Annotated in this window: 22 protein-coding genes; 8 read left to right on the top strand and 14 right to left on the bottom strand. The window is 48.2% G+C overall.

The features are described 5' to 3' along the window. Positions 1-557: 557 nt before the first annotated feature. The 3 genes from H8876_RS05170 to H8876_RS05160 all read right to left on the bottom strand — a co-directional run bounded on the left by H8876_RS05170 (position 558) and on the right by H8876_RS05160 (position 4,752). On the bottom strand, positions 558-2,990 hold the full coding sequence (locus H8876_RS05170) for an InlB B-repeat-containing protein (protein ID WP_249286828.1): 2,433 nt from the start codon (positions 2,988-2,990) through the stop codon (positions 558-560). 31 nt (positions 2,991-3,021) lie between these two features. Further along, positions 3,022-3,600: an HTH domain-containing protein gene (locus H8876_RS05165; RefSeq protein ID WP_249286827.1), complete on the bottom strand. Its 579-nt coding sequence runs from the start codon at positions 3,598-3,600 to the stop codon at positions 3,022-3,024. A 318-nt stretch (positions 3,601-3,918) separates the two neighbouring features. Continuing rightward, positions 3,919-4,752 (bottom strand): tyrosine-type recombinase/integrase, encoded by an 834-nt coding sequence (locus H8876_RS05160; protein WP_249286826.1) that lies wholly within the window; start codon positions 4,750-4,752, stop codon positions 3,919-3,921. A 296-nt stretch (positions 4,753-5,048) separates the two neighbouring features. Here H8876_RS05160 and H8876_RS05155 point away from each other — a divergent pair, with 296 nt between their 5' ends. The 5 genes from H8876_RS05155 (at position 5,049) to H8876_RS05135 (ending at position 10,399) form a co-directional block, all read left to right on the top strand. Continuing rightward, positions 5,049-5,531 (top strand): NADH-quinone oxidoreductase subunit NuoE family protein, encoded by a 483-nt coding sequence (locus H8876_RS05155; protein WP_177264271.1) that lies wholly within the window; start codon positions 5,049-5,051, stop codon positions 5,529-5,531. Continuing rightward, positions 5,524-7,458 (top strand): NADH-quinone oxidoreductase subunit NuoF, encoded by a 1,935-nt coding sequence (locus tag H8876_RS05150; RefSeq protein ID WP_249286825.1) that lies wholly within the window; start codon positions 5,524-5,526, stop codon positions 7,456-7,458. The genes H8876_RS05155 and H8876_RS05150 overlap by 8 nt, the downstream gene beginning before the upstream one ends. 13 nt (positions 7,459-7,471) lie before the next feature. Continuing rightward, on the top strand, positions 7,472-9,172 hold the full coding sequence (locus tag H8876_RS05145) for a [FeFe] hydrogenase, group A (protein ID WP_249286824.1): 1,701 nt from the start codon (positions 7,472-7,474) through the stop codon (positions 9,170-9,172). A 301-nt stretch (positions 9,173-9,473) separates the two neighbouring features. Continuing rightward, entirely contained in the window at positions 9,474-10,073 is a 600-nt protein-coding gene (locus tag H8876_RS05140) for a GDSL-type esterase/lipase family protein (RefSeq protein WP_249286823.1), read from the top strand. Continuing rightward, positions 10,070-10,399, top strand: coding sequence for an ArsR/SmtB family transcription factor (locus H8876_RS05135; protein WP_249286822.1), 330 nt, complete (start codon positions 10,070-10,072; stop codon positions 10,397-10,399). Before H8876_RS05140 ends, H8876_RS05135 begins: the two co-directional genes overlap by 4 nt. Here H8876_RS05135 and H8876_RS05130 read toward each other — a convergent pair. The 4 genes from H8876_RS05130 to H8876_RS05115 form a co-directional block, all read right to left on the bottom strand. Continuing rightward, the gene (locus H8876_RS05130; protein ID WP_249286821.1) at positions 10,349-11,707 is read right to left on the bottom strand and encodes a purple acid phosphatase family protein; all 1,359 of its coding nucleotides are present in this window, start codon (positions 11,705-11,707) and stop codon (positions 10,349-10,351) included. The genes H8876_RS05135 and H8876_RS05130 overlap by 51 nt on opposite strands. Before the next feature lie 65 nt (positions 11,708-11,772). Continuing rightward, entirely contained in the window at positions 11,773-12,441 is a 669-nt protein-coding gene (locus H8876_RS05125) for a hypothetical protein (protein ID WP_249286820.1), read from the bottom strand. A 102-nt stretch (positions 12,442-12,543) separates the two neighbouring features. Then, positions 12,544-13,095 carry a ribonuclease H family protein gene (locus H8876_RS05120; protein ID WP_177264926.1) on the bottom strand — a complete coding sequence of 184 codons (552 nt, stop codon included), beginning with the start codon at positions 13,093-13,095 and terminating at the stop codon, positions 12,544-12,546. 175 nt (positions 13,096-13,270) lie between these two features. Beyond that, positions 13,271-13,894: a histidine phosphatase family protein gene (locus H8876_RS05115; RefSeq protein WP_249286819.1), complete on the bottom strand. Its 624-nt coding sequence runs from the start codon at positions 13,892-13,894 to the stop codon at positions 13,271-13,273. A 157-nt stretch (positions 13,895-14,051) separates the two neighbouring features. Here H8876_RS05115 and H8876_RS05110 point away from each other — a divergent pair, with 157 nt between their 5' ends. After that, complete coding sequence (locus H8876_RS05110) at positions 14,052-14,999, top strand: DMT family transporter (RefSeq protein WP_249286818.1); 948 nt, start codon at positions 14,052-14,054, stop codon at positions 14,997-14,999. 9 nt (positions 15,000-15,008) lie between these two features. Here H8876_RS05110 and H8876_RS05105 read toward each other — a convergent pair whose 3' ends face one another. The 7 genes from H8876_RS05105 to H8876_RS05075 form a co-directional block, all read right to left on the bottom strand. Continuing rightward, positions 15,009-15,848 carry an NAD(P)H-hydrate epimerase gene (locus H8876_RS05105; protein WP_249286817.1) on the bottom strand — a complete coding sequence of 280 codons (840 nt, stop codon included), beginning with the start codon at positions 15,846-15,848 and terminating at the stop codon, positions 15,009-15,011. A gap of 2 nt (positions 15,849-15,850) precedes the next feature. Continuing rightward, positions 15,851-17,407 (bottom strand): phosphohexomutase domain-containing protein, encoded by a 1,557-nt coding sequence (locus H8876_RS05100; protein ID WP_249286816.1) that lies wholly within the window; start codon positions 17,405-17,407, stop codon positions 15,851-15,853. Positions 17,408-17,421: 14 nt separating this feature from the next. After that, positions 17,422-17,820, bottom strand: coding sequence for a putative ABC transporter permease (locus tag H8876_RS05095; RefSeq protein ID WP_249286815.1), 399 nt, complete (start codon positions 17,818-17,820; stop codon positions 17,422-17,424). Positions 17,821-17,951: 131 nt separating this feature from the next. Beyond that, the gene (locus H8876_RS05090) at positions 17,952-18,362 is read right to left on the bottom strand and encodes a hypothetical protein (RefSeq protein ID WP_177264932.1); all 411 of its coding nucleotides are present in this window, start codon (positions 18,360-18,362) and stop codon (positions 17,952-17,954) included. A 103-nt stretch (positions 18,363-18,465) separates the two neighbouring features. After that, entirely contained in the window at positions 18,466-18,966 is a 501-nt protein-coding gene (locus tag H8876_RS05085) for an HD domain-containing protein (RefSeq protein WP_249286814.1), read from the bottom strand. Continuing rightward, positions 18,929-19,822, bottom strand: coding sequence for a hypothetical protein (locus H8876_RS05080; protein ID WP_249286813.1), 894 nt, complete (start codon positions 19,820-19,822; stop codon positions 18,929-18,931). Before H8876_RS05080 ends, H8876_RS05085 begins: the two co-directional genes overlap by 38 nt. Before the next feature lie 144 nt (positions 19,823-19,966). Then, the gene (locus tag H8876_RS05075) at positions 19,967-21,211 is read right to left on the bottom strand and encodes a MerR family transcriptional regulator (protein WP_249286812.1); all 1,245 of its coding nucleotides are present in this window, start codon (positions 21,209-21,211) and stop codon (positions 19,967-19,969) included. 290 nt (positions 21,212-21,501) lie between these two features. Between H8876_RS05075 and H8876_RS05070 the strand changes: the two genes are divergently transcribed. Together H8876_RS05070 and H8876_RS05065 are read left to right on the top strand one after the other, a co-directional pair. Then, positions 21,502-23,076: an NCS1 family nucleobase:cation symporter-1 gene (locus tag H8876_RS05070; RefSeq protein WP_249286811.1), complete on the top strand. Its 1,575-nt coding sequence runs from the start codon at positions 21,502-21,504 to the stop codon at positions 23,074-23,076. 279 nt (positions 23,077-23,355) lie between these two features. Next, a partial coding sequence (locus H8876_RS05065) for a cytosine permease (RefSeq protein WP_249286810.1) occupies positions 23,356-23,786 on the top strand: 431 nt, incomplete at its 3' end.

Genomic DNA, 23,786 nt, shown 5'->3' with positions numbered 1-23,786 from the left:
GATGTGTATAAGAGACAGGGATGAAATCGCTATACCGATTGCTCTTACATTTTAACAGCTTAAGCAACAAGATGGATAATTCCTTACTGGCTGCAAGGGATATTAACCATAAGTATATTGTAGTAGGATGAAAACGTGTTAAAAGAGTACTCTGCCAGGGATTTTCAGAGGCTTCCTTCGATGTCCGACTCAGGATTTCATCCTACTACGCCAGGTTCATTGTGATGAAGGGTGAAATGCTTTAAAATATTTCCATTTAAATGAACCATTCTGTTTGTAAAACAGATAACACGCTAGAATTTCATCCCACTAGCCCTATACCCGTGGGATATAGGGCTGAAATCAGCGTGATAAAAGTCATAGAAGAATTCAAGTGTCATTTCTTTCAAATAAAAAAAGGCTGTTGCATTAACCATTTATGCTCGTTAATGCAACAGCCCGCTGTATTTTGTTATTCCGTTTTCTCTCAGACCTCAAGAAACTTTGGAGTTTTTCGTCAGCCCCCAGTTCCAGACCCCAAGAAACTTTGGGTAAACCCTAAGAAACTTTGATTAGCCTTAAATTTTACGGTTATGATGACTTCTCTTTTTCACAACGATCAGAGAGATAATCAAGCCAACCAGAGAAATCCCCATCATGGAAGTCCATAGCCATAGGTTCATGGTATCACCAGTATCGGGCGCATTATCCGGAGCATTGGGTTTACTCGGCATATCCGGGAAGTCCGGTCTCTCCGAAACATCGCTGTCCTTGGTATTAGTAAAGACTGCTGTTACTGTATCGTCTTTCACGATGCTGCCACTTGCTTTAGTAGCCACTGTAGTATAGCCATCCTGATTAGCTTCCGCTTCGGTTACTGTGTAAGTGATCCCTGCGGGCAGAGCCGAGGCGGTCTTGCACTCACCGTGCTTCAAGGCGAATGTTGCAACACCATCGGTAAAAGTCATATCGCCAAACGTACCATTAATGCTATTATCTCCAAGTGTCACAGTGAAGTTGAATGCCTTAGAGGTGTCCCCAGCAGTCCCGGACACGACCTTGGTAACTGCCAGATTACCAGATGCAGGTGTCCACTTGCCATACAAAGTAGTATCGGCATTCAACGCCGTACCGTCGTTATACCGTATCGTACAATGTTTGTTCGTGTACCACCCATCAAAGGTAAATCCTTGATGGGTGTTCTTCTGCTCGTTGGCAGTATACGCCGTTCCAGTGCGGATATATTCATTCTCAGGAGCTGTCACATCAGAAGGGTTATCTGTGCTGACCCACTGATACTGAATTTTGACAGCCGGTACATAGGTCATCCAGTCAGTCTTTCCTGTCGCCTTGCTCTGTCCAACGACCAGACCCTCCTGCATCTTCCAACTTGGAACGAAAATGCCGTTTTCATCCGCCTGTGCCGCCGCAGTCACGCCACCGGCACCATTCGTATAATAAACAAGCTGTGTTCCGATTTCCGTATCTTCAACCGTGCAGTCCTCACTATGAATCTGGATCGGTTTCGCAGTGCTTGCCCCCGTATACGGAGAGATCACATTGATATAGCGACCCTCTTTTGCGACAGAAATACCTTTTTTCAAATAAACATCATTATTTGTACTGATCACGGCATCATTCCCCAAATTGAAGGCAGTACCTACATAAACGCCGTCACCTCTTGCCGAAAGCCGCGCTTCCTTGGTCAGAGAATTGTTGTTGTCCTTGATAACGCCGCCTGTCATGGTATAAGTACCGCCGCAGATACCGCCGCCTGCGTTTGCAACATTGTTTTCAATGGAACCGCCGGTCTGCTTAGCAGCAGATGAAGACCATAAGCATACACCACCACCCTGCGAGGCTTTGTTTTTGGAAATCGTACCGCCAGAAATCGTTACATTCGTTGCACCATACAGAAAAGCACCGCCACCATAGTTCTGAGCACTATTTCCCGTTAGCGTGCCGCTCTTGATATTCAGCTCAGTAACACCAAAGAATGCTGCGACTGCTCCGCCGCTTCCTCCCGTTACCTGATTTCCGGAAATTTTGCCGTTGTTAATATTGATTGTAATTTTTTTGCTTTGTTGCGGGAAGGTGAGTATCCCGCCGCCGTAGTCAAGCGCCGTGTTATCACTAATGCTGCCGCCATTCATTTCAAAAGAAGCCGGTGCAGATGTAAACAAGGTATCTCCGCCGCTTGCGTTAGCATAGTCTGCAACATAAACACCGGCACCATAGCTCCCCTGACCGGATGTCCGGTAGGTGCTGTTGTTGGAGATTGTACCGTCGTTCATGACCATCGACGAGCCGATAATCGCAACACCGCCGCCGCCATTCGCTGTATTACCGCTTATCTCGCCGCCGTTCATGGTAAAGGTGCTACCGTTGCCGATCAGAATGCCACCGCCCAATTCGTAATTGCGGTTTGTATTATTACGAATGATCGCGCCGTCCTCCATCGTTATGTTGACGCGGTTATTCGCTAAAATACCGGAACCAAACTGAGCCGCTTTATTGTTTTGCAAGACAGCGCCGCTCTTCAATACGATGGTGCCACCGTTCGCCGCCTTGATGATCGAGTCGGTCTCCGCAGCGTGTGTTGCATCCACAGTGCACTCCGCGCCGTCAATTACAACATTACTCATTGTAAGCGATGCAGACGCATTGCTGAGTTCAATCATATAACCGCCGAGACCACAGCGATGTAGTGTCTTTCCACCAAGATCCCAAACTTCTGCTCCCGTGACCATGTAAAGGCTGGTAAGGCAAATGTCATTTGTATGATTGCTTTTTGCAAGTTCATTTGCCTTTTCAATAGTCTTTACTGCGGACTTTTTCGTCAGTCCGTCATTGCTATCCGCACCATGTTGCTGGTCGAGATAAATGGCAGCTTTCGGAGAGGTGGAGACACCTGCCGCGGAACCCTCTCCGTCTGTCGCAAACGCAGCGGTTTGAAACATGGTCATAATCATTATGACCGTCAAAATACTTATGATAACTCTTCTTTTCATAATGTTCTAACACCTTCTTCCATAAAAAATTTTACTCATTATATCCCATCTTTTTCCGGTACGAGTAGAATGTACCGTGGTGGATGCCAGCAGCTTTGCACAACGTGGAAATTCTGTAATCCTCTTTCTCCGAAAGTTCCTGTATCAGCTGACACAGTTTTTCTTTTGAAATCTGACAGTCTGTTTCTTCGGTTTCACGGATCATGCGGAGAAGTTTTACCTCTGCTGTAAGGTCTTTGATCATGTTCTCCTGCATATGGCAGCATTCGACCAGTGCCCTCTGATTATCATTGTTCGATGATTCCTGCGCTTTCTTCGAAACCTTTTTCCCGGGATCTCTCGGCAGATCGTATCGTGTGCCCAGCGTCCCGCTTTGATACGATTCCTTCCACCTTGCGGCAGCTCTCTCGATCCGTTTGCTGCCGAGCATCTTCAGATCGAATCCGGCATCCTGAAAGATCTGAGCGGGCTTCTTCCCGCCTAAATATTCTTTTATAAACAGGAGCTTAAACTCGTTCGTATAATAAATAGCTTTATCTGTTACACGGATCACGTGTTTGCTGCCTTTAAGGATCTCCTGCTCCTCTTCTGTAAATCTGCCTCTGCTCAAATCGTTCCTCCTGCTTCTTTATCACTTCTATACATCCACAGGCCCCCACACTTGCCGCACGCGTTTGATCGGGCTACCACATAATATTGGTTATGTGGTAGCCCGGCAAAACGCTTCAAAATCCTGGCTTTGAATTCTCCGTTTAGAGTGGTTTTAAAGTGCGAAAAAACTGTATCTAACAAAAAAAGTACAGTTACAGGCAAGATTAGTCTTGCAACATAGGGGGGAAATAAGTATAATGAACAGAGTTTTAGAATAAAAGCATCTTTCTACTGCATGAGATTGCATATTTTTTACCACATAACCAATATTATGTGGTCATAACAAAAGTCTCATCGCTTCTATTTGTTTTCTATGTTCCTTCCCACTGGACAAAATATATATTCTCGTGGTTTCAATGCTGCTGTGTCCGAGGATATCTGCAAGTCTTGTGATATCATGTTTAACGGCATAAAAAGCTCTGGCGAACAGATGGCGCAGGTTATGAGGGAAGACCTTCTCTTTTGAGACCCCGGCTTTTTCACACAGCCGCTTCATTTCCGACCAGAGATTGCTGCGATCTACCGGCTTGCCTGTTCTTGTGATAAAAATGCTTCCCGCTTTGATGCCATGTTTTTTCGCATACCTGCGCAGCTTCACAGTAAGCTTTGACGGAAGCATCACGATTCGATGTTTTCCTTTATTATCGATCTCCGCCTGTCCGCTGCAAACAGATCTCACCGTTATAAACCTCAATTCACCGACACGGATCCCGGTGGCTGCGATGGTCTCCATCACGGCCTGAAGACGTGAACCTTTGCCTGCAGCACGCAGAAGTCTGAAATATTCTTCTTTTGAAAGTTCCAGATCTTTTTCCAGAAACATTTTTTTCTGTATTTTAAAGGTTTTCAGACAACACTCTGCACGGCCGCAGAACTTCAGATATAAATTCAGGCTTATGATCATGGAGTTGGCGCTGCTGATCTTATAATTCTCTGACAGCCACGATTTATATTCTTTCAGAGTTTCTTTCGATAGTTCTTTTTCTTCCAGCCACAAATAGAAGGCCTGTATATCATGGATATATTTTCTGACCGTTGCCGGGGATTTCTCACCTTCCACTAAAAACTCCTCATACCGCTTCCATTTTTCAGATCGTAATCGTTCTTCCATATTCTTTACACTCCTTTCTGTTTCTCCCTGCACAGAAGATCTTTTGCCCACCCTAAAGGTAGTACCATGCCAACCGCAAACTTATAATAATTCATCCCACCAAAAAACTACATTTTTTTGCATTTTTCACAAAATAACCATAGAAATCCCCTAAATTCCATGTTAAACTATTGCCAGGCAAGGAAAGAATTTTGTTTTATTAAGACAATATTAACGCATAAAGCCAGCGCAAATTAGTAGGTAATTGCTTCTGGCTGTTTTGGCACGCGTTATATATTTATCAAAGGAGGGGAATTATGTTAGATGAATCTTTCTACCAAAAGGCTGATGAGATCATAGCCAATCATACAAAGGAAGAACGCTCCCTGATCCCTATCATTCAGGATATTCAGGCCGAGTACCGCTATCTTCCGCCAGAACTGCTTACCTATGTCGCCAAAGAAATCGGCATCACAGACGCCCGCGCCTACAGTGTTGCGAGCTTCTATGAAAACTTTTCGTTTGAACCTAAGGGGAAATACATTCTCAAAGTCTGTGACGGGACAGCTTGTCACGTTCGGAAATCCACCCCGATCATGGAACGTCTTCGCAGCGACCTCGGTCTTGAGGAAGGACGCCAGACTACCGATGATATGCTGTTCACGCTGGAGACTGTCTCCTGCCTGGGTGCATGCGGACTGGCTCCTGTCATGATGGTCAACGATGAGGTGCACTCCACCATGACGCCGGATAAGGCAACGGAACTGATCAATAAGATTCGAGGTGAGGAGAATGAATAGAATAAAAAGCAGAACCGATCTGGACGTTCTGAAAAAGGACGGTCAGGCTCAGATCAAGCAGAAAGCATGTCGCCTTTTAGTGTGCTCCGGAACCGGATGCGTAGCCAGCGGATCCGAAAAAGTGTACAACAAGCTGTGCGAGCTTGCGAAAAACCATCCGGAAATAGACGTTGTTTTCAGTGCAGAAGAAGCACATGAAGCTGACGGAGAATGCTGCAAAGGCTGCAAAGGCACGTCTGGCGCCGACGATAAGAAATCCGTCAGCATCAAGAAGAGCGGCTGCCACGGATTCTGTGAAATCGGACCTCTGGTTCGCGTAGAGCCACAGGGACTCATGTATACGAAAGTAACGGAAGATGACTGTGAATCCATCTTTGAAAAAACCGTTCTTGGTGATGAGATCGTTCATGAACTTCTCTACCACGAAGGCGAAAAAGAATATATAGGCGAAGACGATATCCCGTTTTTTCAGGGGCAGACACGTCTGGTCCTGAAACGCTGCGGTCATATCGACGCAGAAGATATCCACGAATACATCGCTTCCGGCGGATATCAATCCCTGGCGAAAGCACTTTTTGATATGAAGCCGGATGACATCGTAAACGAAATTTATGAATCTAATCTCAGAGGTCGCGGCGGCGGTGGATTCCGGGCAGGAACCAAGTGGAAACAGGTTGCCTCCCAGCAGGAAAAAGAACGCTACGTCGTATGCAATGGCGACGAAGGGGATCCTGGTGCATTCATGGACTGCGCCGTTATGGAGGGCATCCCTCACCAGATGATCGAAGGTATGCTGATCGCAGCCTATGCCGTGCAGGCTCACGAAGGCTACATCTACGTGCGTGCCGAATATCCGCTTGCAGTAAAGAGACTGAAGCTGGCCATCACACAGGCTGAGAGCATGGGTCTTCTGGGGGACAACATCCTGGGAACCGGATTCTCCTTCCACCTGCACATCAACCGTGGTGCAGGAGCTTTCGTATGCGGAGAAGGAAGTGCCCTGACCGCATCCATCGAAGGAAAACGCGGTATGCCGCGAGTTAAGCCTCCACGGACAGTATCCCAGGGGCTCTTTGCAAAACCAACAGTATTGAACAATGTAGAAACTTACGCCAACGTCCCGATGATCATCGAAAACGGTGCTCACTGGTACCGGAGCATCGGGCCGGAAAACAGCCCGGGAACCAAGACATTCTCCCTTTCCGGTACGATCCGGAACACCGGACTCATCGAAGTTCCGATGGGAACGAAGCTGGGAGACGTTATCTTCGGCATCGGCGGAGGCATCAAGAACGACCAGGAATTCAAAGCCGTACAGCTGGGCGGTCCGTCCGGCGGCTGTCTGACGAAAGAAAACCTGGATCTTAGTCTGGATTTTGACTCCCTCAAAAAAACCGGGGCCATCATCGGGTCCGGCGGTATGGTCGTTATGGATCAGCACACCTGCATGGTAGAGGTTGCCCGCTTCTTTATGAACTTTACACAAAGAGAAAGCTGCGGCAAATGCGTACCATGCCGTGAAGGTACCACACGGATGCTGGAAATTTTGCAGCGTATCGTAGAAGGCAAAGGCGAACCGGAAGACCTGGATAAACTGCTTGTTCTGGCAGACATGGTCTCCAGCACGGCTCTCTGCGGTCTCGGCAAAAGCGCACCGCTGCCGGTTGTCAGCACCATCCGCGCATTCCGCGACGAGTACATGGAACACATCGTGGACAAGAAGTGCCGTGCCAAGGTCTGCGACAAGCTGAAGACATATGTGATCGATCCGCAGAAGTGCAAAGGCTGTTCCAGATGTGCCAAGAACTGTCCGGTGAATGCTATCAGCGGCGAGATCAAATCACCGTTCACCATCGACAACACCAAATGCGTACGATGCGGCGTATGTATGGATCACTGCAGCTTTGACGCCATTTACATAGATTAAGGAGGGATCAGCAATGGGATTTATGACAATTGACGGGAAACAGGTAGAATTTACCGATGAACCCAACGTGCTGTCCGTCATCCGAAAGGCGGACATCGATATACCGACATTATGCTATCACTCGGAGCTTTCCGTATACGGCGCGTGCCGCCTTTGCACGGTAGAAAATGAAAAGGGCAAAACGTTTGCCTCCTGCTCCGAAAAGCCAAAAGACGGCATGGTGGTCTACACCAACACGCCACGACTGATGAAATACCGTAAAATGATACTGGAACTGCTTCTGGCAGCTCACGACAGAGACTGCACCACCTGCATCAAGAGCGGCGAATGCCATCTGCAGGAGCTGGCTCATCGCATGGGCGTGACCACAGTTCCTTACAAGAATCGTATGACGCACCACGAGATCGATGCAAGTTCCCCTTCCATCATAAGGAATCCGAACAAATGCATCCTTTGCGGCGACTGTGTCCGCATGTGCGACAACGTACAGGCTGTCAATGCCATCGATTTCACATCCCGTGGAACATCTGCCACGGTAGCTCCTGCATTCAACAAGCTGCTGAACACGACGGACTGCGTAGGATGCGGACAGTGCCGCGTCGTATGCCCGACCGGAGCGATCAGCATCAATACCAATATGGATCCGGTATGGGAAGCACTGGCTGATCCTGACACGAAAGTCATCGCGCAGATCGCTCCTGCAGTAAGAGTGGCTGTCGGCGACGCCTTCGATCTGCCACAGGGCGAAAACGTGATGGGTAAGATCGTCAACGTGCTCCATCGCATGGGCTTCGATGAAGTCTTCGACACAGCTTACGGCGCGGATCTGACCGTGATCGAGGAAAGCGAAGAATTTCTGCAAAGGCTGGCCTCCGGCGAAAATCTGCCGTTGTTCACGTCCTGCTGCCCCGGATGGGTCAGCTACTGTGAACACAGACACCCGGAACTCGCAAAGCACCTTTCCACGACACGCTCTCCGATGCAGATGTTCGGAGCAGTGGCAAGAGAATACTACAAAGATCCCGCCAACAACGAAGGAAAGAAAATCCTCTCTGTTGCCATCATGCCTTGTACCGCTAAAAAAGGAGAGATCCTGCGGGATGAATCCAAGACAGACGGCATCGCGGATATCGACTACGTACTTACGACAAGCGAACTGATCACTATGATCAAGCGCTCCGGTCTTATGTTCGAAGATGTGGAACTTGAATCCTCTGATATGCCGTTCGGCATCGGATCCGGAGCCGGCGTCATCTTCGGAGCATCCGGCGGAGTAACGGAAGCTGTTATGAGACGTCTTGCCGACAAGCACAGCCGCAGCGAAATGGAAACCATTCGCAACAGCGGAGTGCGCGGAGGCGAAGGGATCAAGGAGATCGTGATCACCTATCAGGACAAGGAATACAAAGCCGCTGTTGTCAGCGGGCTTGCCAATGCCGAAAAACTGATCCAGCAGATCGAATCCGGCGAATGCAACTATGATTTCATCGAAGTCATGGCCTGCCGCAGAGGCTGCATCATGGGAGGCGGACAGCCTGTAGACGCTCATTCTGCCGGCGGAGAAGCCAGAGCCAAGGGTCTGTATGCCGCAGATGTGAATACACAGATCAAGAAGTCTAACGAGAACCCTCTGGTTCAGTCGCTGTACGATGGTCTGCTGAAGGGCAAGGAACACAAGCTGCTTCATCGCAACTTCAACAAACCTTCACAGTAGCATACACAAAACCTACATATTCAGTTGCTATTATATAGGCACAGCAAAGGACAACACGCTTTGCTGGGAAACAAATGGATTGCAAGGGCTGTCGAAAAGTTAAAACACTTCTTCTTCTCAAATCCCCAAAAAAACATCGGCAGCCCTTCCATTGAAGCAAGTATCCATTTTTCATAGGATTACACCTCCTACATAAAGTAAATGATGATGAATTAGAGAGAAAAAAGAGACGACAAAAGGGGCGTCTCTTTTTTCATTGGTTTGATTGACATCCTCTCCCATCGTAAGTATACTATATAGCATGAAGAAAAAAATCGTATGTATCGGAAACAGTATCGTAAACGGATTTCCCCTGCGCAGGAGCCAGTGCTTCGCCAGCCTTCTGCGGGAAGCCACCGGCTGGGAAATCATCAATAAAGGCAATAACGGCGAGACGACAACACAGATTTTAGCCCGCTTTGAGAGAGACGTTATTTCTCATCATCCAAACATCGTTGTGATCCTGACGGGAACCAACGATTTCATCTTTCAGGATGCCACTCCAGAGGAAGCTTTTCAGAATCTGATCCACATGGCCAATACCGCGGCACTCCACGGAATCCGGCCGATTTTTATGACGCCGCTTCCTGTGGATGAACCCATGGCTACCGAACGCTGGATGCAGGGATACGGCATCAGCTACGCCCGCGTCAATGAAGAGCTTCGCGCATTTGCTGCCCTGGTCCGCAATTCCGGAACAAAATATCTGGATCTCAACCGCCTGTACCCTGAGTGCGGACAATACATAGACGGGATCCATCCGACCGCTGCAGGACACCGCTTCATCGCAGAACATCTGCAGGAATTTCTGCAGAAACTCACGACACAAACTATAACATCTGAAGGAGCACACAATACATGAGACTTAGAAAAGAAATCGACGAAATGCAGGAAAAAGACATTCTGCTCATTGCTAAAATATCCGATGCGCTGGCTCATCCGGCCAGAATCAAAATATTCCGCTACATCATGCAGGAGAACAAGAGCCTCAACAAGGTCTGCAACAAAGATCTGGTAGCCTACTTCGACTACTCCCAGGCGACCATCTCCCAGCACGTCAAAAAGCTGAAGGACGCCGGTCTGGTGGAAGTCAAAAAACAGGATCGCTACTCGTACTACTACGTGCACCTGGGCACGCTACATGATTACCTGACCGCTACGAAAAAATTCGAGAATATGGAACAGTAACCCTCTGCCAAGCACGGTCTCGTCGATGACGAGGCCTTTTTTATTGTAAGAAGTCATTTTCAGTCGTCTCGCGCCCGCCTCCACGATCTGATAATTCGCTCCTCTATCATAGATCTGCTGCGTGTACTCCGGCAGATTGTTCCCATGAAAAAAACGGCTTTTCCGCTGCCCGGAATTGCCCATCAGATACACGACTCCATGAATGGATCTCGTTCGCTGATACAGGTGCTGATGTCCTGAAAATACGATCCTGACTCCGCCTGTCTCCAGAAGCGGCGCCCACAATCTTCGGATCTGCGGCGAAACAGTATCCTCATCGTGCATACCGTACACCGGATGATGGATCACCGCCGCAAGCCACGGCTTCTCACACGATCCGGTCCTGCTGCGGATCCACGCTTCCACCCGCTGCTCTTCCTTCGCCCAGGCATCTTTTCCCATGGACTGCCGCCGCTCCTCCGTCAAAAACGAGCTATCCATCATCAGCATCCGCACATTCCCGAAATCCAGCGAATAAAACTCCTCTCCCGACTGATCTTCCTCCGCATCATCCGGCAGCGCAAACAGCTTCTGATACGTGTAATTGGAATGCACCCCCTCGTGATTTCCCGCCACCGTCGCCAGCGGCAGCTTTGCAAACACGTCACATGCCTCTAAAAACGCCTCCCACTGGGAAAGTTCTCCCGGCGAATTGACCAGGTCCCCGCCGATCACTGCAAAATCCAGATCCGGATGCTCCTGGTACGCGCGCCTGACCATCTGCCCCCAGTCCTCATATTCCTCCATCGACTCCTGAAACTGCACATCCCCCAGGTATAAAAAACGGGTCACATCCGACTCCTGCGGCACACGAAAGCTCCCTTCAAATCCGCCGATCATATAGCGGTACTCCCGCCCCTGCGCCAGTCCCGTCAACCTGACGTGCCAGCGATAATAGTCACTTTTTAATATTCTTTCTTTTTTCCCTGCAAAGCTCTCTACCATGCGCTCTTCACCATCCCCGGCATTTGCGGTATTTTCGATTTCTGCGATTCCCGCGATCTGCAAAGCCTCCGGCCCTGCGGCGTCTCCTTTCCAGCTGATGGACAGACTCCCCGGCTCCGCTCCCATCGACAGGATGATCTGCAAAGGATTCTCCGGCACTTCCTCTGCGGTCTGCTGCCCGGTCTTTGTCGCGAGATTTTCCTGAGCCGCATCCTGCCGGATCCCGTTCCAGATCACAGCAGCAATAACCAGGATCCCCGCCAGTGCAAGCATGCCGATCCATATCACCCGTCTTCTGTTTCGCCCCGCTCTGTTTTTTTCCATAAAAAAACCTCCGCTATTAGGGTATACCTGCGGAGATTTTTTCATGCGTTATCATCTACGATGATTTACCATAGACAATCTAAATATTCTTTCCTCAAATTTACTGCATGCACGCCATACTCGCGCAGATCAGTAGTGCTTCCATCTTCTGAGACACGCTGCGTGAAGCTGCAGAAGAAGTCCAGCTGATCTAATTTATAATGCGTATTATGCCGCGCGTGGGTGTCAAACCGATCCACATCGAAATCTGGAGCGACATTATTGCATATAATTCTATAATAGGCGTCTCCCTCTGCGTTTTCAGCTTTCCCGATACCCGGATTTCCTTCACAAGTTAAAATAATTGCGGCAATACCATCCCCCAGTTCCGGGAACTCATACAAATACAATTTCAGGGAATCACTGATTTTATACTCATATTTCATGCATTCATAAGTCTTGATATCATCGGCTATCTCTGTTGGTTTATTTATATTCCAGCCGTCCAGAGCATATGTTGTCGATATTTCAGGAATACCCTCCTTCTTAATATCATCGTTTAAGTTTTGAATCAGTTCTTCCTTTGTGATTTGAAAGAATGTCCCGTCAAAAGGCATCCGATCTTCCTTCCCGTCCTTCTTTCTTAGATCCGGTTCCGCCGTATACTGCACGAAAGCATATCCTACAAGAAAAACCAGGGTTACGATCAGTATAATACCAGTAATCTTTTTTTTGCTTATATTTTTCTTATTCATTAGAGATTTCCCCACTTATACCTCGACCACATATCTGGAGTAACCGTCGCACCTTTATATTTTGATTTTCCTACTTTTTATTTTGCTATATTCTAAATTTGTTTACCGGATGCTGTCGATCCCTATATTCGCCAGCTCATCGGCACGGTTATTTTTCTCTGTCACGTAGAGAAAGTCCTCATAGGAAAACTGCGCTCCGTTCCATTCCACGAACTTCGCATACAGTTTATCGGTATTGGTGGAGGGACTCGCCAGATTCACATGGCCTTTGACGCGGTAAAAGGTCATGCGATGGATCTCGATATACGGTAGCAGAGCTTTCCACAGATCCTGGTTTTCCACCGGCTTTTTACCGGCAGTCTTCCATCCGTTTTTTTGCCAGGAAACATACCATTTTTTCCGAAAGCAATCCATGAGGTAGCTGCTGTCAGAAAACACGTGTATCTCCTGATTTTCCTTTTTTACAGCACGAAGAGCCTCCAGCAGAGCCGTCATCTCCATCCTGTTGTTTGTGGTGTTTTTTTCCGAACCGTAAAGCTCTTTTACCGCCTGTCCAAATTCTAAAATCGCACCCCAGCCACCAAGATTTTCATCGCTTTGGTTGCCTGCACATCCTCCATCTGTATAGATCCGCAAAATTCGATCCTCTTTCATTTACACACATCCTTTTCAAGATATCATCACATTTTATCCTCTGAATCGGCATATTCTACTGGTATTATAGAAGAGTACCAAGGGAAAACAACAACCCCTCTCCTACAAAATGTGAATAATAATGACGACAAGAAGCAATGCGGCGCCCGGTGCGTCGTATTGCTTTTTGCATAACTTAAAACTTTTTCAGATCCGTGACTGCCTCATCCTCCAGCTGCAGCACATAACCGTGCCCCGGATCCGGGATCCAGTAGTAGAGGTTGCCCTGGCACTGCTTCGGAAACAGATGGTACAGGATCGCCGATATGCTGCCGCCGTGGCATACCACGACAGACATGGCTTCCCTTCCGGAATGGCGCACGGAAAGTTCTTTCAATGCATGCTGACTGCGCAGCTCCTCGTATCCCTTTAAAATACGTTCCGAAAACATGTTGAGGCTCTCTCCTCCCGGAGGCATGAGCAGCCCGGATTTATCGTGTCTCCATCGCTGATACTCCCCGGAGCCTTTCAGTTCCTCATGAGTTTTCATTTCATATTCTCCGAAGTTGATTTCCTGCAGCAGCTCGATCCGATCGTGAGGTTTATCTCCGTAGATGAGCCCGAAAGTCTGCTCGGTCCTCTGCAGTCCTGTCGTATAATAAACAGCATCTTCCGAATCGGGATAGATCCCTTCTTCTGCCAGACGGGAGATCTCCTTTTCACCGTCTTCGATAAGAGGGATGTCCGACTGCCCGTAATACAGCCGATCCCGGTTTCCTCTCGTGATGCCGTGTCTGATCAAACAAATTTTCGATTTCATGGTCTTCGTCCTTTCTTCTCTTAAATTATAGGAGAAAGCCGCCGTATTTTCAAGAGAATCAGCGCGGGAAGCCCTCGCAAATTTTCAGATTTACCCATTTTCAAAACCAGACGTTTCTGCTACAATGAAACGGTATGACAAGGAGAGAAAATAAGACATGAACAAATCGCTACAATCCACTATATGCCTCTTTTTAGCAGCCATCATCTGGGGGTCGGCATTCGTCGCCCAGCGATCCGGCATGGACGATATCGGGCCGTTCTATTTCTGCGCGCTTCGTTCCCTGATCGGCTCACTGGCACTTATGATCGTTTTCCTTCTGACCGACCGCAGGGCAACGCTTCACAAGACGGCAGACCCTAACGATCCCGCTGCAAAGAAAGCTCTGGAGGAAGAACATCTTCTGGAACGGAAAACGCTGCTGCGAGGCGGTCTGATCTGCGGCGGTGTTATTTTTATTGCGATGAATACCCAGCAGATGGGACTTGTATCTACCGATGCCGGCAAGACTGGATTTATTACGGCACTTTACATCGTTCTGGTGCCGATTTTCGGAATATTCCTCAAGCACAAGACAGGCTTCACCACCTGGGCGGGAGCTGTCCTGGGTGCTGTTGGATTATATTTTTTATGCGTGAAAGAAGGCTTCTCTATACAGCCTTCTGATCTGATCATACTGTCCGGCACACTGTTCTGGGCGCTGCACATCCTGTGCATCGGGCACTTCGCACCGAAGGTGAACGTCATCAAGCTTACCGCTGCTCAATTTTTCGTCGCAGGCCTCATCAGCCTGGCCGTTGCAATATTCCGGGAACCGATTTCCTGGGCTGCTCTGACGGGAAGCAGCATTTCTGTTTTATACACCGGGATCATGTCTACCGGCGTGGCCTTCACACTACAGGCACTGGGGCAGAAACACGCCAATCCGACAGCTGCCTCCATCATCATGAGTACTGAGGGGCTTTGGGCCGTTGTATTCGGATTCCTGATCCTGGGAGAAAAAATGACAGGCCGGGAATTGATCGGCTGCGGCTTTATGCTGATCGCTGTGATCATTTCACAGCTGCCGGTTCCGGTAAAGAAAAAAGGGGGTAACCCCCTTTAAAAGACAGCATCATATTTCCACCGTCATCAGTTTTTCTTCATCGATTCCGATATCAGCCACCAGGATCTCGCCGCAGTAACGAGCGGCAAACCGCCGCATATGAACGGGTTTCCTGGCATGGAATGTGATGGTGTAGTCTGCTTTTATGATCTCACACGGGATCTTTTTCTTTTTAAGCTGATCACCACCGAGTCCCGACGGGATATCCAGCGCGAACACCTTCTTGCCGTGCTTTTCATGGCAGTTGTTTATGTATTCGGCAGCCTTCAGCCCATTTCCACGCATGACGCCATGAAAGCCTGTGCCAAACATGGCATCTACTAAAACATCCGGCATGTCCCCTTGTTCCAGAGCATCCTCTTCCATCCCGTCCATTCTAATGATGGAAACCGGAAGATCTGACAGAAGTTGAAAGTTGGTCCCGGCATCCTGCGTTTTCGGATCTCCGCTGACTAGCACCACCGTCACCTGAAATCCGGCATTCGCCAGAAGTCTCGCCACCACGAAACCGTCTCCGCCATTATTCCCACTCCCGCAGAAAATCATGACACGCAGCGGTTTTTCTACCGCTTCCGGTGTATCATAGAATCCAGTTCCTTTATGCCTGTCCGCCACCTCAGCACGATACTCCAGAGGCGCCGCAGCAGCGGCTTTGCCCAGATCTTCTCCTTCGTCCGGTTTCACCCCTGTCATCTCACAATACGCCCGGATCATCTTCGCAGCCTGTGTTCCCGCATTCTCCATCATCTGATAATACGACAAGCCGGCTTCATCCCCACGCCGTTCCAGAAGTTTCATTTCTCCGCACGTCACAAAGTGTTCCCCGTATTCATTCCTCATCCTGTACATGACTACAACACTCCTTCTAACTCCAGCTTTTCATACTGTTTCAGAAAACCTTTCATAACTTTCTCGATCGCCTGGCATCCACCGGCCTCATCCGACGCCATATTCATCGGCAGGATCGGATCATGCAAAGACTTCCGCAGCAGACACCATCCATCTCCAAAATCGATCCGCACACCTTCATAGTTAGGCTCTGTCAGCGTCATACCATCCTGCGTCTTCACCCAGTCTTTCAGGTCTGAAAGCACCTGATCTCCATATGCACCAAAATCCTCTGTCCTGATCGGGATCCGGACTTCCTTCTCATCTGCCGAATCTTCCAGATCGGCCAGTACGCTGGAAATCGGCTTGCCTTCCTGTTTCAGCCGTGCCGCCCTGATAACGATTTTTGCCGCCAGGTACGCTCCATCATCCAGGAAGTAGTTTTCCTGCAAAGCAGCATGCCCCGAAGTTTCGATGGCAAGCTGGCAGTCCGTACCTGCGCGATTCAGCTCGATCGCTTTATTGATCACATTTTTATATCCTCTTTTGTAACGCAGATGATTCAGCCCCAGTTTGTTTTCCAGAAACTCTGTCAGCTGTCTGCTGGTAATACTGTCTGTCACTACAGTCGTGCCCGGATGATCCTCAGATACCAAAGCGGCTGCCATGGCTACGATGCTGTTTCGTGCGATTTCACGACCTTGCTCGTCCACAGCCGACGACCGGTCTACATCCGTATCGAAAATAAGTCCCAGATCTGCGCCTGTTTTTATGACCTGTGAGGAGATCGATTCCATTGCTTCCCTGTTTTCCGGATTGGGCGCATGGTTCGGAAACATGCCATCCGGCTCCAGAAACTGGCTTCCTGAGATATCCGCCCCCAGCGGAGCCAGCACTTTTTCTGCAAAAAATCCTCCGCTGCCGTTTCCGGCGTCCACAACGATCTTCATTCCCGCAAGAGGCTTTTCCGCTGCCTTTTTTGCTGCCGCAACATCCGGTGCTCCCGTGCTCCCGTCAGTGACACCTGTACGGATCACCTGCTGCAAGTGGACGCAGTAGGCATCCATCAGTGCCAGATCCGTCACCTGTGCTGGCCTCGGATCACACTCGCCAGCCCCCTTTGCAGCATCCTCTTCAGCCAGTTCCAGGATCCTTGCAATGTCCTTCTTGTCCAGACCGCCATCCTTCGTAAAAAATTTGAATCCGTTCCTGTTAAACGGCAGATGGCTGGCCGTGATCATAATGGATCCTTCACACGCTCCGCCTGCCCTTACATTTTCAAAAATCGTCGCCATGAACATGGCCGGTGTAGACGCCAGACCAGCATCAAACACCTGGATGCCTTCTTTGCAGAAACCCTGCAGCAGGCCTTCTAAAAGATCCGGCCCGGATACTCGCGGATCTCTGCCAACAGCGATCGTCACATCTTCTCTTCCAGTCTTCTCCCGCAGCCATTTCGCAAATCCTGCTGCTATGTGGTTTGCTTCCTTCGGTGTCAGGTTGGGCTTTTCTCCGTCAATGCCATCTATGGCAATTCCTCTGATATCGCTGCCGTTCTGCAGCTTCTTATATTCGCTCATTTCTTTCTCCTCTGTTATCTGTCAGAAATAGATGTTTTTCTCATTTTATTATACCATGAATCTAAAGCAGAAAAAAGCATGAGGATGATGAGGCACAGCAGAAACCATATAAAGGAAAACAACGGGCAGATCTGCCCCAGCAGATTGCCCGGTTCCCGGGAGTAGTCCCACACATGCCATCCGTACCAGAGATTGACTACAACGCCCACAAAAAACTCGAACACTGTCACGATGCATGCTCCTGCAGCTGCCTGAACGAGCAGCGGAGTATCCTTCGTCTCTTTTGTATAGCAATAAAAGGCAAGCAGGCAGGCACCTCCCGTCAGCACCATCGTCCAGTGAGTGTACCCGCGATACAGATATTCCACCCCGGCATAACCAGCTGCTCCCACAATAAAAATCAAAACTTCCATAGGATTATTTTGCACGCATCAAATTGTTTCTACCCGCGTTATTATAAAGACGCACAAAAAAACACTGCATCGTTCCTTCTGAAACGTACAGTGTTTTTATGCAGCTTATGAAAAACTGTATCGCTGATTTCCTATCTGAAAAGCGGCGGTACCTTGATTCCTGCTACTTCTGCAGCAGCAGTTTCTTCTTTTTCATCCTTGACTTCTTCGATCACGTTCACCGTTACGGATTCAGCAGCCGGTGCCTCGACAGACGCATGGTTTTCGCCCGATTTCTTCTGTACCGTATCCAGGATCTTTCCTGCAGCAAACACCAGAAGACCGAATACCAGATAATTGATCGAACCGTTGATGATGTACTGAATCGCATCCATCCACATATCACCGAAGCTCATGCCGTAGGAAGACACATAGCTGTTGATATAATTGATCGCATAGATAAACATGTAGATAAACAGTGCTCCCAGTACACCTGCTGCGATGTACAGGATCAGCACCAGTTTCGAAGTTTTACCGTTTGCGGGATTTGTTCCATTGCTCATTTTGCGTTACCTCTCTTATATTTATATTAAAAACTATTTCCTCCCTATTATCATCTCATATTGTGAGGGTTTTGTGTAGGAAATATTTACAATCTGTGTGTTTTTATTTTTCCGAGAATTTCAGACCCTCTCCCTTGTGTCCCAAGAGGGATTCCAGGCGATCCTGCTGCTCTTTGCGCGCCATGTTGTATCCATATTGATAGAAGTCCAGCACATCGGCATCCTTTACGATTTCCTCCAGCTTCGTTCCGACCTCTCCCTTTTTACTATGGTTTTTTACTGCAAGTGCGATTTGAGCGATCTCGTCGTCTGTAAACAGTTTTGGTTCCAGATTCTTCAAAAACTCCTGTACCGGCAGGTATCCTGCTTCTGCATGCCCTTCCTGTCTGCCGGTGATGATCCGGCCGTAATCATGAACTGCACAGGCCGCTGCTGCCAGAATCGGATCGACCCCTCTCTCTTCCGCCAGCATATAGCCGATTTTGGCACAGCTGGTAATATGCACTCTCTCCCAGTCTATAAAATGGGAACGCTTGGGAACCAGTTTCTCATATTTATCGATTTCCTTAAGCAAAGCGCTTTGCAGTCTCAATATTTTCTTCATATTCTTCTTTCCTCCGGTCTCTGGCTCTCCACACGATGTATGCAGCCACAAAGATACAAGTCACAACACCGCCAATGATCGCCGCGACTTTAAATCCGTGGGACAGCAATGTCAGTACAAAAGCATCCCCCGGGCTTCCTCCAGCTAACAGTGTGCCACTTGCTCCCAGTACTGTCAAAAGGACATAGCACGCTGTCACAACACCCGTTACGACAGCACACCATATAAATCCGCTCTTATTTTTCCAGAACAGCGCGATCAGTGCTGCACATAAAGCGGCACTGATCAGAAGCATGATCATCTGCGTCCCTCTGCTCAGGACAGTTTTCACCGCATCATTCGCCGATGTCGCATCATTTGTCAGCTCGCCACGGCTTGCATCATACTGCATCGCAAGACTGTTGAGGTCCTGCGTCAGCCTCGGGAGCTCCTCTTTGATCATATTTTTTATGATGCTTTCCTGTTCCTGGGAGATCCGGATCGCTCCTGACTTTTCCATTTCGTCTATTGCAGAGGAAAATGCCTGCATGAGATCATCCTCTGCGATCTCCTCATACTGCTCACCGTATACTTCACTGCGGATCACTGAAGACAGGTACGCTGCAAAGAAATCATTCATAACGTCGGTCTTCATGACTGACTGCACCAGTTCACCGTAGGCGCCGCCCATGCTTACGGTATTTTCACGGAGCGCTTCGCCGATAACATCGTCTACTACTCCTGTTTCTACGATGGACTTCTTGATAGTCCCTTCTGACAGCGCCCTGTCAACAGAAAGAATCCCCATCGCCAGCCCTTCCGCAGCTACGAGGGCAAGCGCAATCAGGATCGCCGCGATCACTTTCAAAGTTTTCATTTTTATACCTCACCATTCTGTGATTTACCACGACGTTATTCTAACACTTCCTGTCTTTTTATGAAACGAGTTTCAAAGAATTTTAACCAGACTTAAACACTCCCTAAGAAAAAACGGAGGTTCCCCCCGTTTCAACTCATTGTCCTATTGCTCCTTTTCTGCCATGTAAGCGATCAAACTTACCGTTTCATTTTCCGCCTGCTGGCGAAAAGCTTTTTCGCTGCCTCCTGAAATACCAAGGCTGTCACGTTCTGATACTTGAACGCCTGAACGCATAAGATTCTGATACAGCTTTTTCAACTGTATCTCCTCCGGCTCAAACGTATTATACTCTTTTTTCATATTTTCCAAAGAGCCCCCTGCCTCGCGATAGTCATTTAAAATACCTATGATCCTGCCATGTTCCGAGATCAGCGGTCCGACAGACTTCATAAGATCCTTTCCGTATGACAGCATGTGATTTATTGTGGAAAAATCATCGATATAATAATCTACTGACCGTTCCCGCAGCGGTATCATATCAGAACCTGCTGCAATATATACGATCTGATAGTCCAGTTCCGAAAAGCACTGCTGCAGTTTTCGTACTTTATCGATAGATACATCCATTAAAATATAGATCACATCCTTCGGAAGCTTTTTCAGATATTTCAATATGAAATTGTAGGTGAACGGACCGGCCATAACATAACGAAGGTTTTCCATTTGCTGTGAAAATTTCTGATAGAGCCACAGATGCCCTTTATTGACCAGATTCGCGTATTCCAGGCTGAAATCCTCTGTGATTGCAGACACGGAATCTATATTCTCAGAGGTTTTCACCGGAGAGGCCTTCGTACTGCCTTCCCCGATAAAAACACCGTCTTCGATCGCTGCCTGATAGCCACATTCACACCTTATTTTCGCAGTCTGTATCCCTGCACCGGAGATCAGGGCATTTCGCAGTTCGATGGATTTGACGCACTTCGGACAGCGAAGGATCTCCAATGCCTGCAGTGGCATGCCAGGGAGATCACTGCCCTGTTCCCAGTTTTGCAGCAGTTCTTCATACTTTCCTATTTCGGTCTCCAGTCTTTCGGAAATGCGTTCCTGTGCAACGATGACCCGTTGCACGTCCTGCTTCTTTTTCTGCATCAGATCAAGCAGACGCAGAAGAACAGTCTTATCCTTTAAATGGGATGCATCTTCATAGCAAACGATCGTCCCCATCTCATCCAAAGAGAATCCAAGACTTTTATAAAACAATATTTTTTCCATTTGTTCCGTGCATGTCTTGTCAAAAATATACTGACCATTCTTACGCACCGGTGTCAGTAAAGCTTTCTCGATATAATACCGCACCGCACTTTGATTCATATTATACCGTTGTGCAAACTCTCCGATTTTCACAACACTCACCAACCTTTCGTTTGATCAGCTATCTCCTTTTCCTCTTCCTCTATGTATTTAAAATTATATAAGGAAACGTTCCGAGTGTAAAGAGTTGTGCGGTCTTGAGATTATCCGTATTTTTTATGCGGATTAAAGTCGGACTGCATGTTATTGGTTTGGATTTTCACATTTCGACACAACTTTCTAAATTTTCATTTTATTATATTGACTTCATCGCATCTTGACTTGTTAGAATGAGGGTGTTATTTATTTCATTGTTTTATTTTTTATAAAGGAGGAGATGGACTATGAACACCATCACGCAAGTAGAAAGAGGCGGTCTCTTCGAAATATCCGAAGCGACCCTTGCGGAACTCAAGTCTTCTAAATATTATAATGATGACTTGGCTCCGACTTCCATTTCTGAAAGAAGCTGGACTACATACAGTATCACAATGCTCTGGGTAGGCATGGCGATCTGTATCCCGTCCTTATCCCTGGCATCCGGACTTATCGGTCTGGGCGTATCCCCATGGCTCTCTGTTTTAAACGTAGCTCTTGGTAACATCCTCATCCTGATCCCGATCCAGTTGAACTCCCAGATCGGTACAAAATACGGTATCCCGTTCCCTCTGTTCGCAAGACTGACATTCGGAACACTGGGTGCACAGATCCCGGCTCTGCTGAGAGCGATCACAGCCTGCGGATGGACTTCCGTACAGGCGTGGGTAGGCGGCGGCGCTGTCGGCGCTATGATCGGTGCATTCGTTCCTAAGTTTGCTGACGAAGGCTGGACGATCGGTCTTCCTTCCTGGGGCGGCATACAGTCTGTAGCAGGCGGACAGTTCATCGGTTATGTGATCTTCATGCTGTTCGTAGCATGGGTTGCATACAACGGTATCGACCAGATCAAATGGGTACAGAACATCGGATCCCCGATCCTGATCGTAGTAATGATCGCACTGCTCTTCTGGGCATACTCCATTACTCCGGACGGAACCGGATTCTTCGAAGTTATGGCTCAGCCAAATGACAGCGTTCTGATCACACAGAAGGGCGGATTCGCACTCGTATATCTTACCGGTCTGATGGGCAACATCGCATTCTGGGCAACGATGGCACTGAACATTCCTGACTTCTCCAGATATGCCAAGACTCAGAAAGACCAGTTCAGAGGCCAGTTATACGGAATGCCGCTTCCAATGGCAGCATGCGCATTCATCGGCGCTTACTTCTCCCAGGCTACTAAGATGGCTTACGGCGAAGCAATGTTCGACCCGACCGGCGTATTCTATCACCTGGATAACAAGATCATGATCTTCATCGCAGCTGTCGGCGTTGTTGCAGCTACTATCACTACCTGCGTAGCAGCTAACGTAGTAGCTCCTGCAAATGGATTCTCCAACCTGGCTCCTAAGAAGATCTCCTACAAGAAGGGCGTTATCATCACGATCATCATCGCATTCTTCATCCTGCAGGCATGGTGGATCTATGGTTCCGGCGCTGCATACTTCACCTGGATGAACGCTTATGGTACTATCCTGGCTCCGATCGCAGGTATCTTCATCGCTGACTACTTCATCGTTAAGCATAAGAGAGCTGACATCGCTTCCCTGTTCAAGGGTGCTGAAGGCAGATACTGGTACTCCGGCGGCTTCAACATAGCAGCAATCATCGCATGGGTTCTGGCATTCATCTTCCCACTCCTTACATACTTCGGAGTACAGGGTGCATTCTGGACATTCATCAACTCGATCAACTACGTATGGTCCTTCGTAGTCGGCTTCGTAGTATACATCCTGCTGATGAAGACCAGCCTGGCTGGAAACTCCAGCGTTACAGAAGAAGAGCACGAAGCATTCACAGAAAGACAGAAAATATAATCGTAATGTGATTTAGAAAATGTAATTAAGTCATATTGTGCAGCAAGCTGCTGCTCTGACACCGAAGGTGTCGGGGCAGCAGCTTCTTTTTATTGTGTTCCCGTTGGTCAAGGAAATGTGTAAGTAGCTACATAAACTTTTCACGAAATCTTCACTTTTGCTATAGTTAACTGTAGATTTTCCCGTTTTGTCAAGTTGACGTCAACCCAAGTATCGTTTGTATAGTTAAGTCGTTATTTATTTCATTGTTTTATTTTTTATTAAAGGAGGAGATGGACTATGAACACCATCACGCAAGTAGAAAGAGGCGGTCTCTTCGAAATATCCGAAGCGACTCTTGCGGAACTCAAGTCTTCTAAGTATTATAATGATGACTTGGCTCCAACTTCAATTTCTGAAAGAAGCTGGACTACATACAGCATCACAATGCTCTGGGTAGGTATGTCGATTTGTATCCCATCCTTATCCCTGGCATCCGGACTTATCGCATTGGGCGTATCCCCATGGCTCTCCGTTTTAAACGTAGCATTAGGTAACGTTATCATTCTGGTACCGATCCAGTTGAACTCTCAGATCGGTACAAAATACGGCATCCCGTTCCCTCTGTTCGCAAGACTGACATTCGGAACACTGGGTGCACAGATCCCGGCTCTGCTGAGAGCGATCACAGCCTGCGGATGGACTTCCGTACAGGCCTGGGTAGGCGGCGG

The sequence above is a fragment of the Lentihominibacter faecis genome (assembly GCF_014306095.1).
Lineage (GTDB): Bacteria > Bacillota > Clostridia > Peptostreptococcales > Anaerovoracaceae > Lentihominibacter > Lentihominibacter faecis.
The sequence above is the reverse complement of the archived record's forward strand: the minus strand, read 5'-3'. Positions and strand labels throughout refer to the sequence as shown.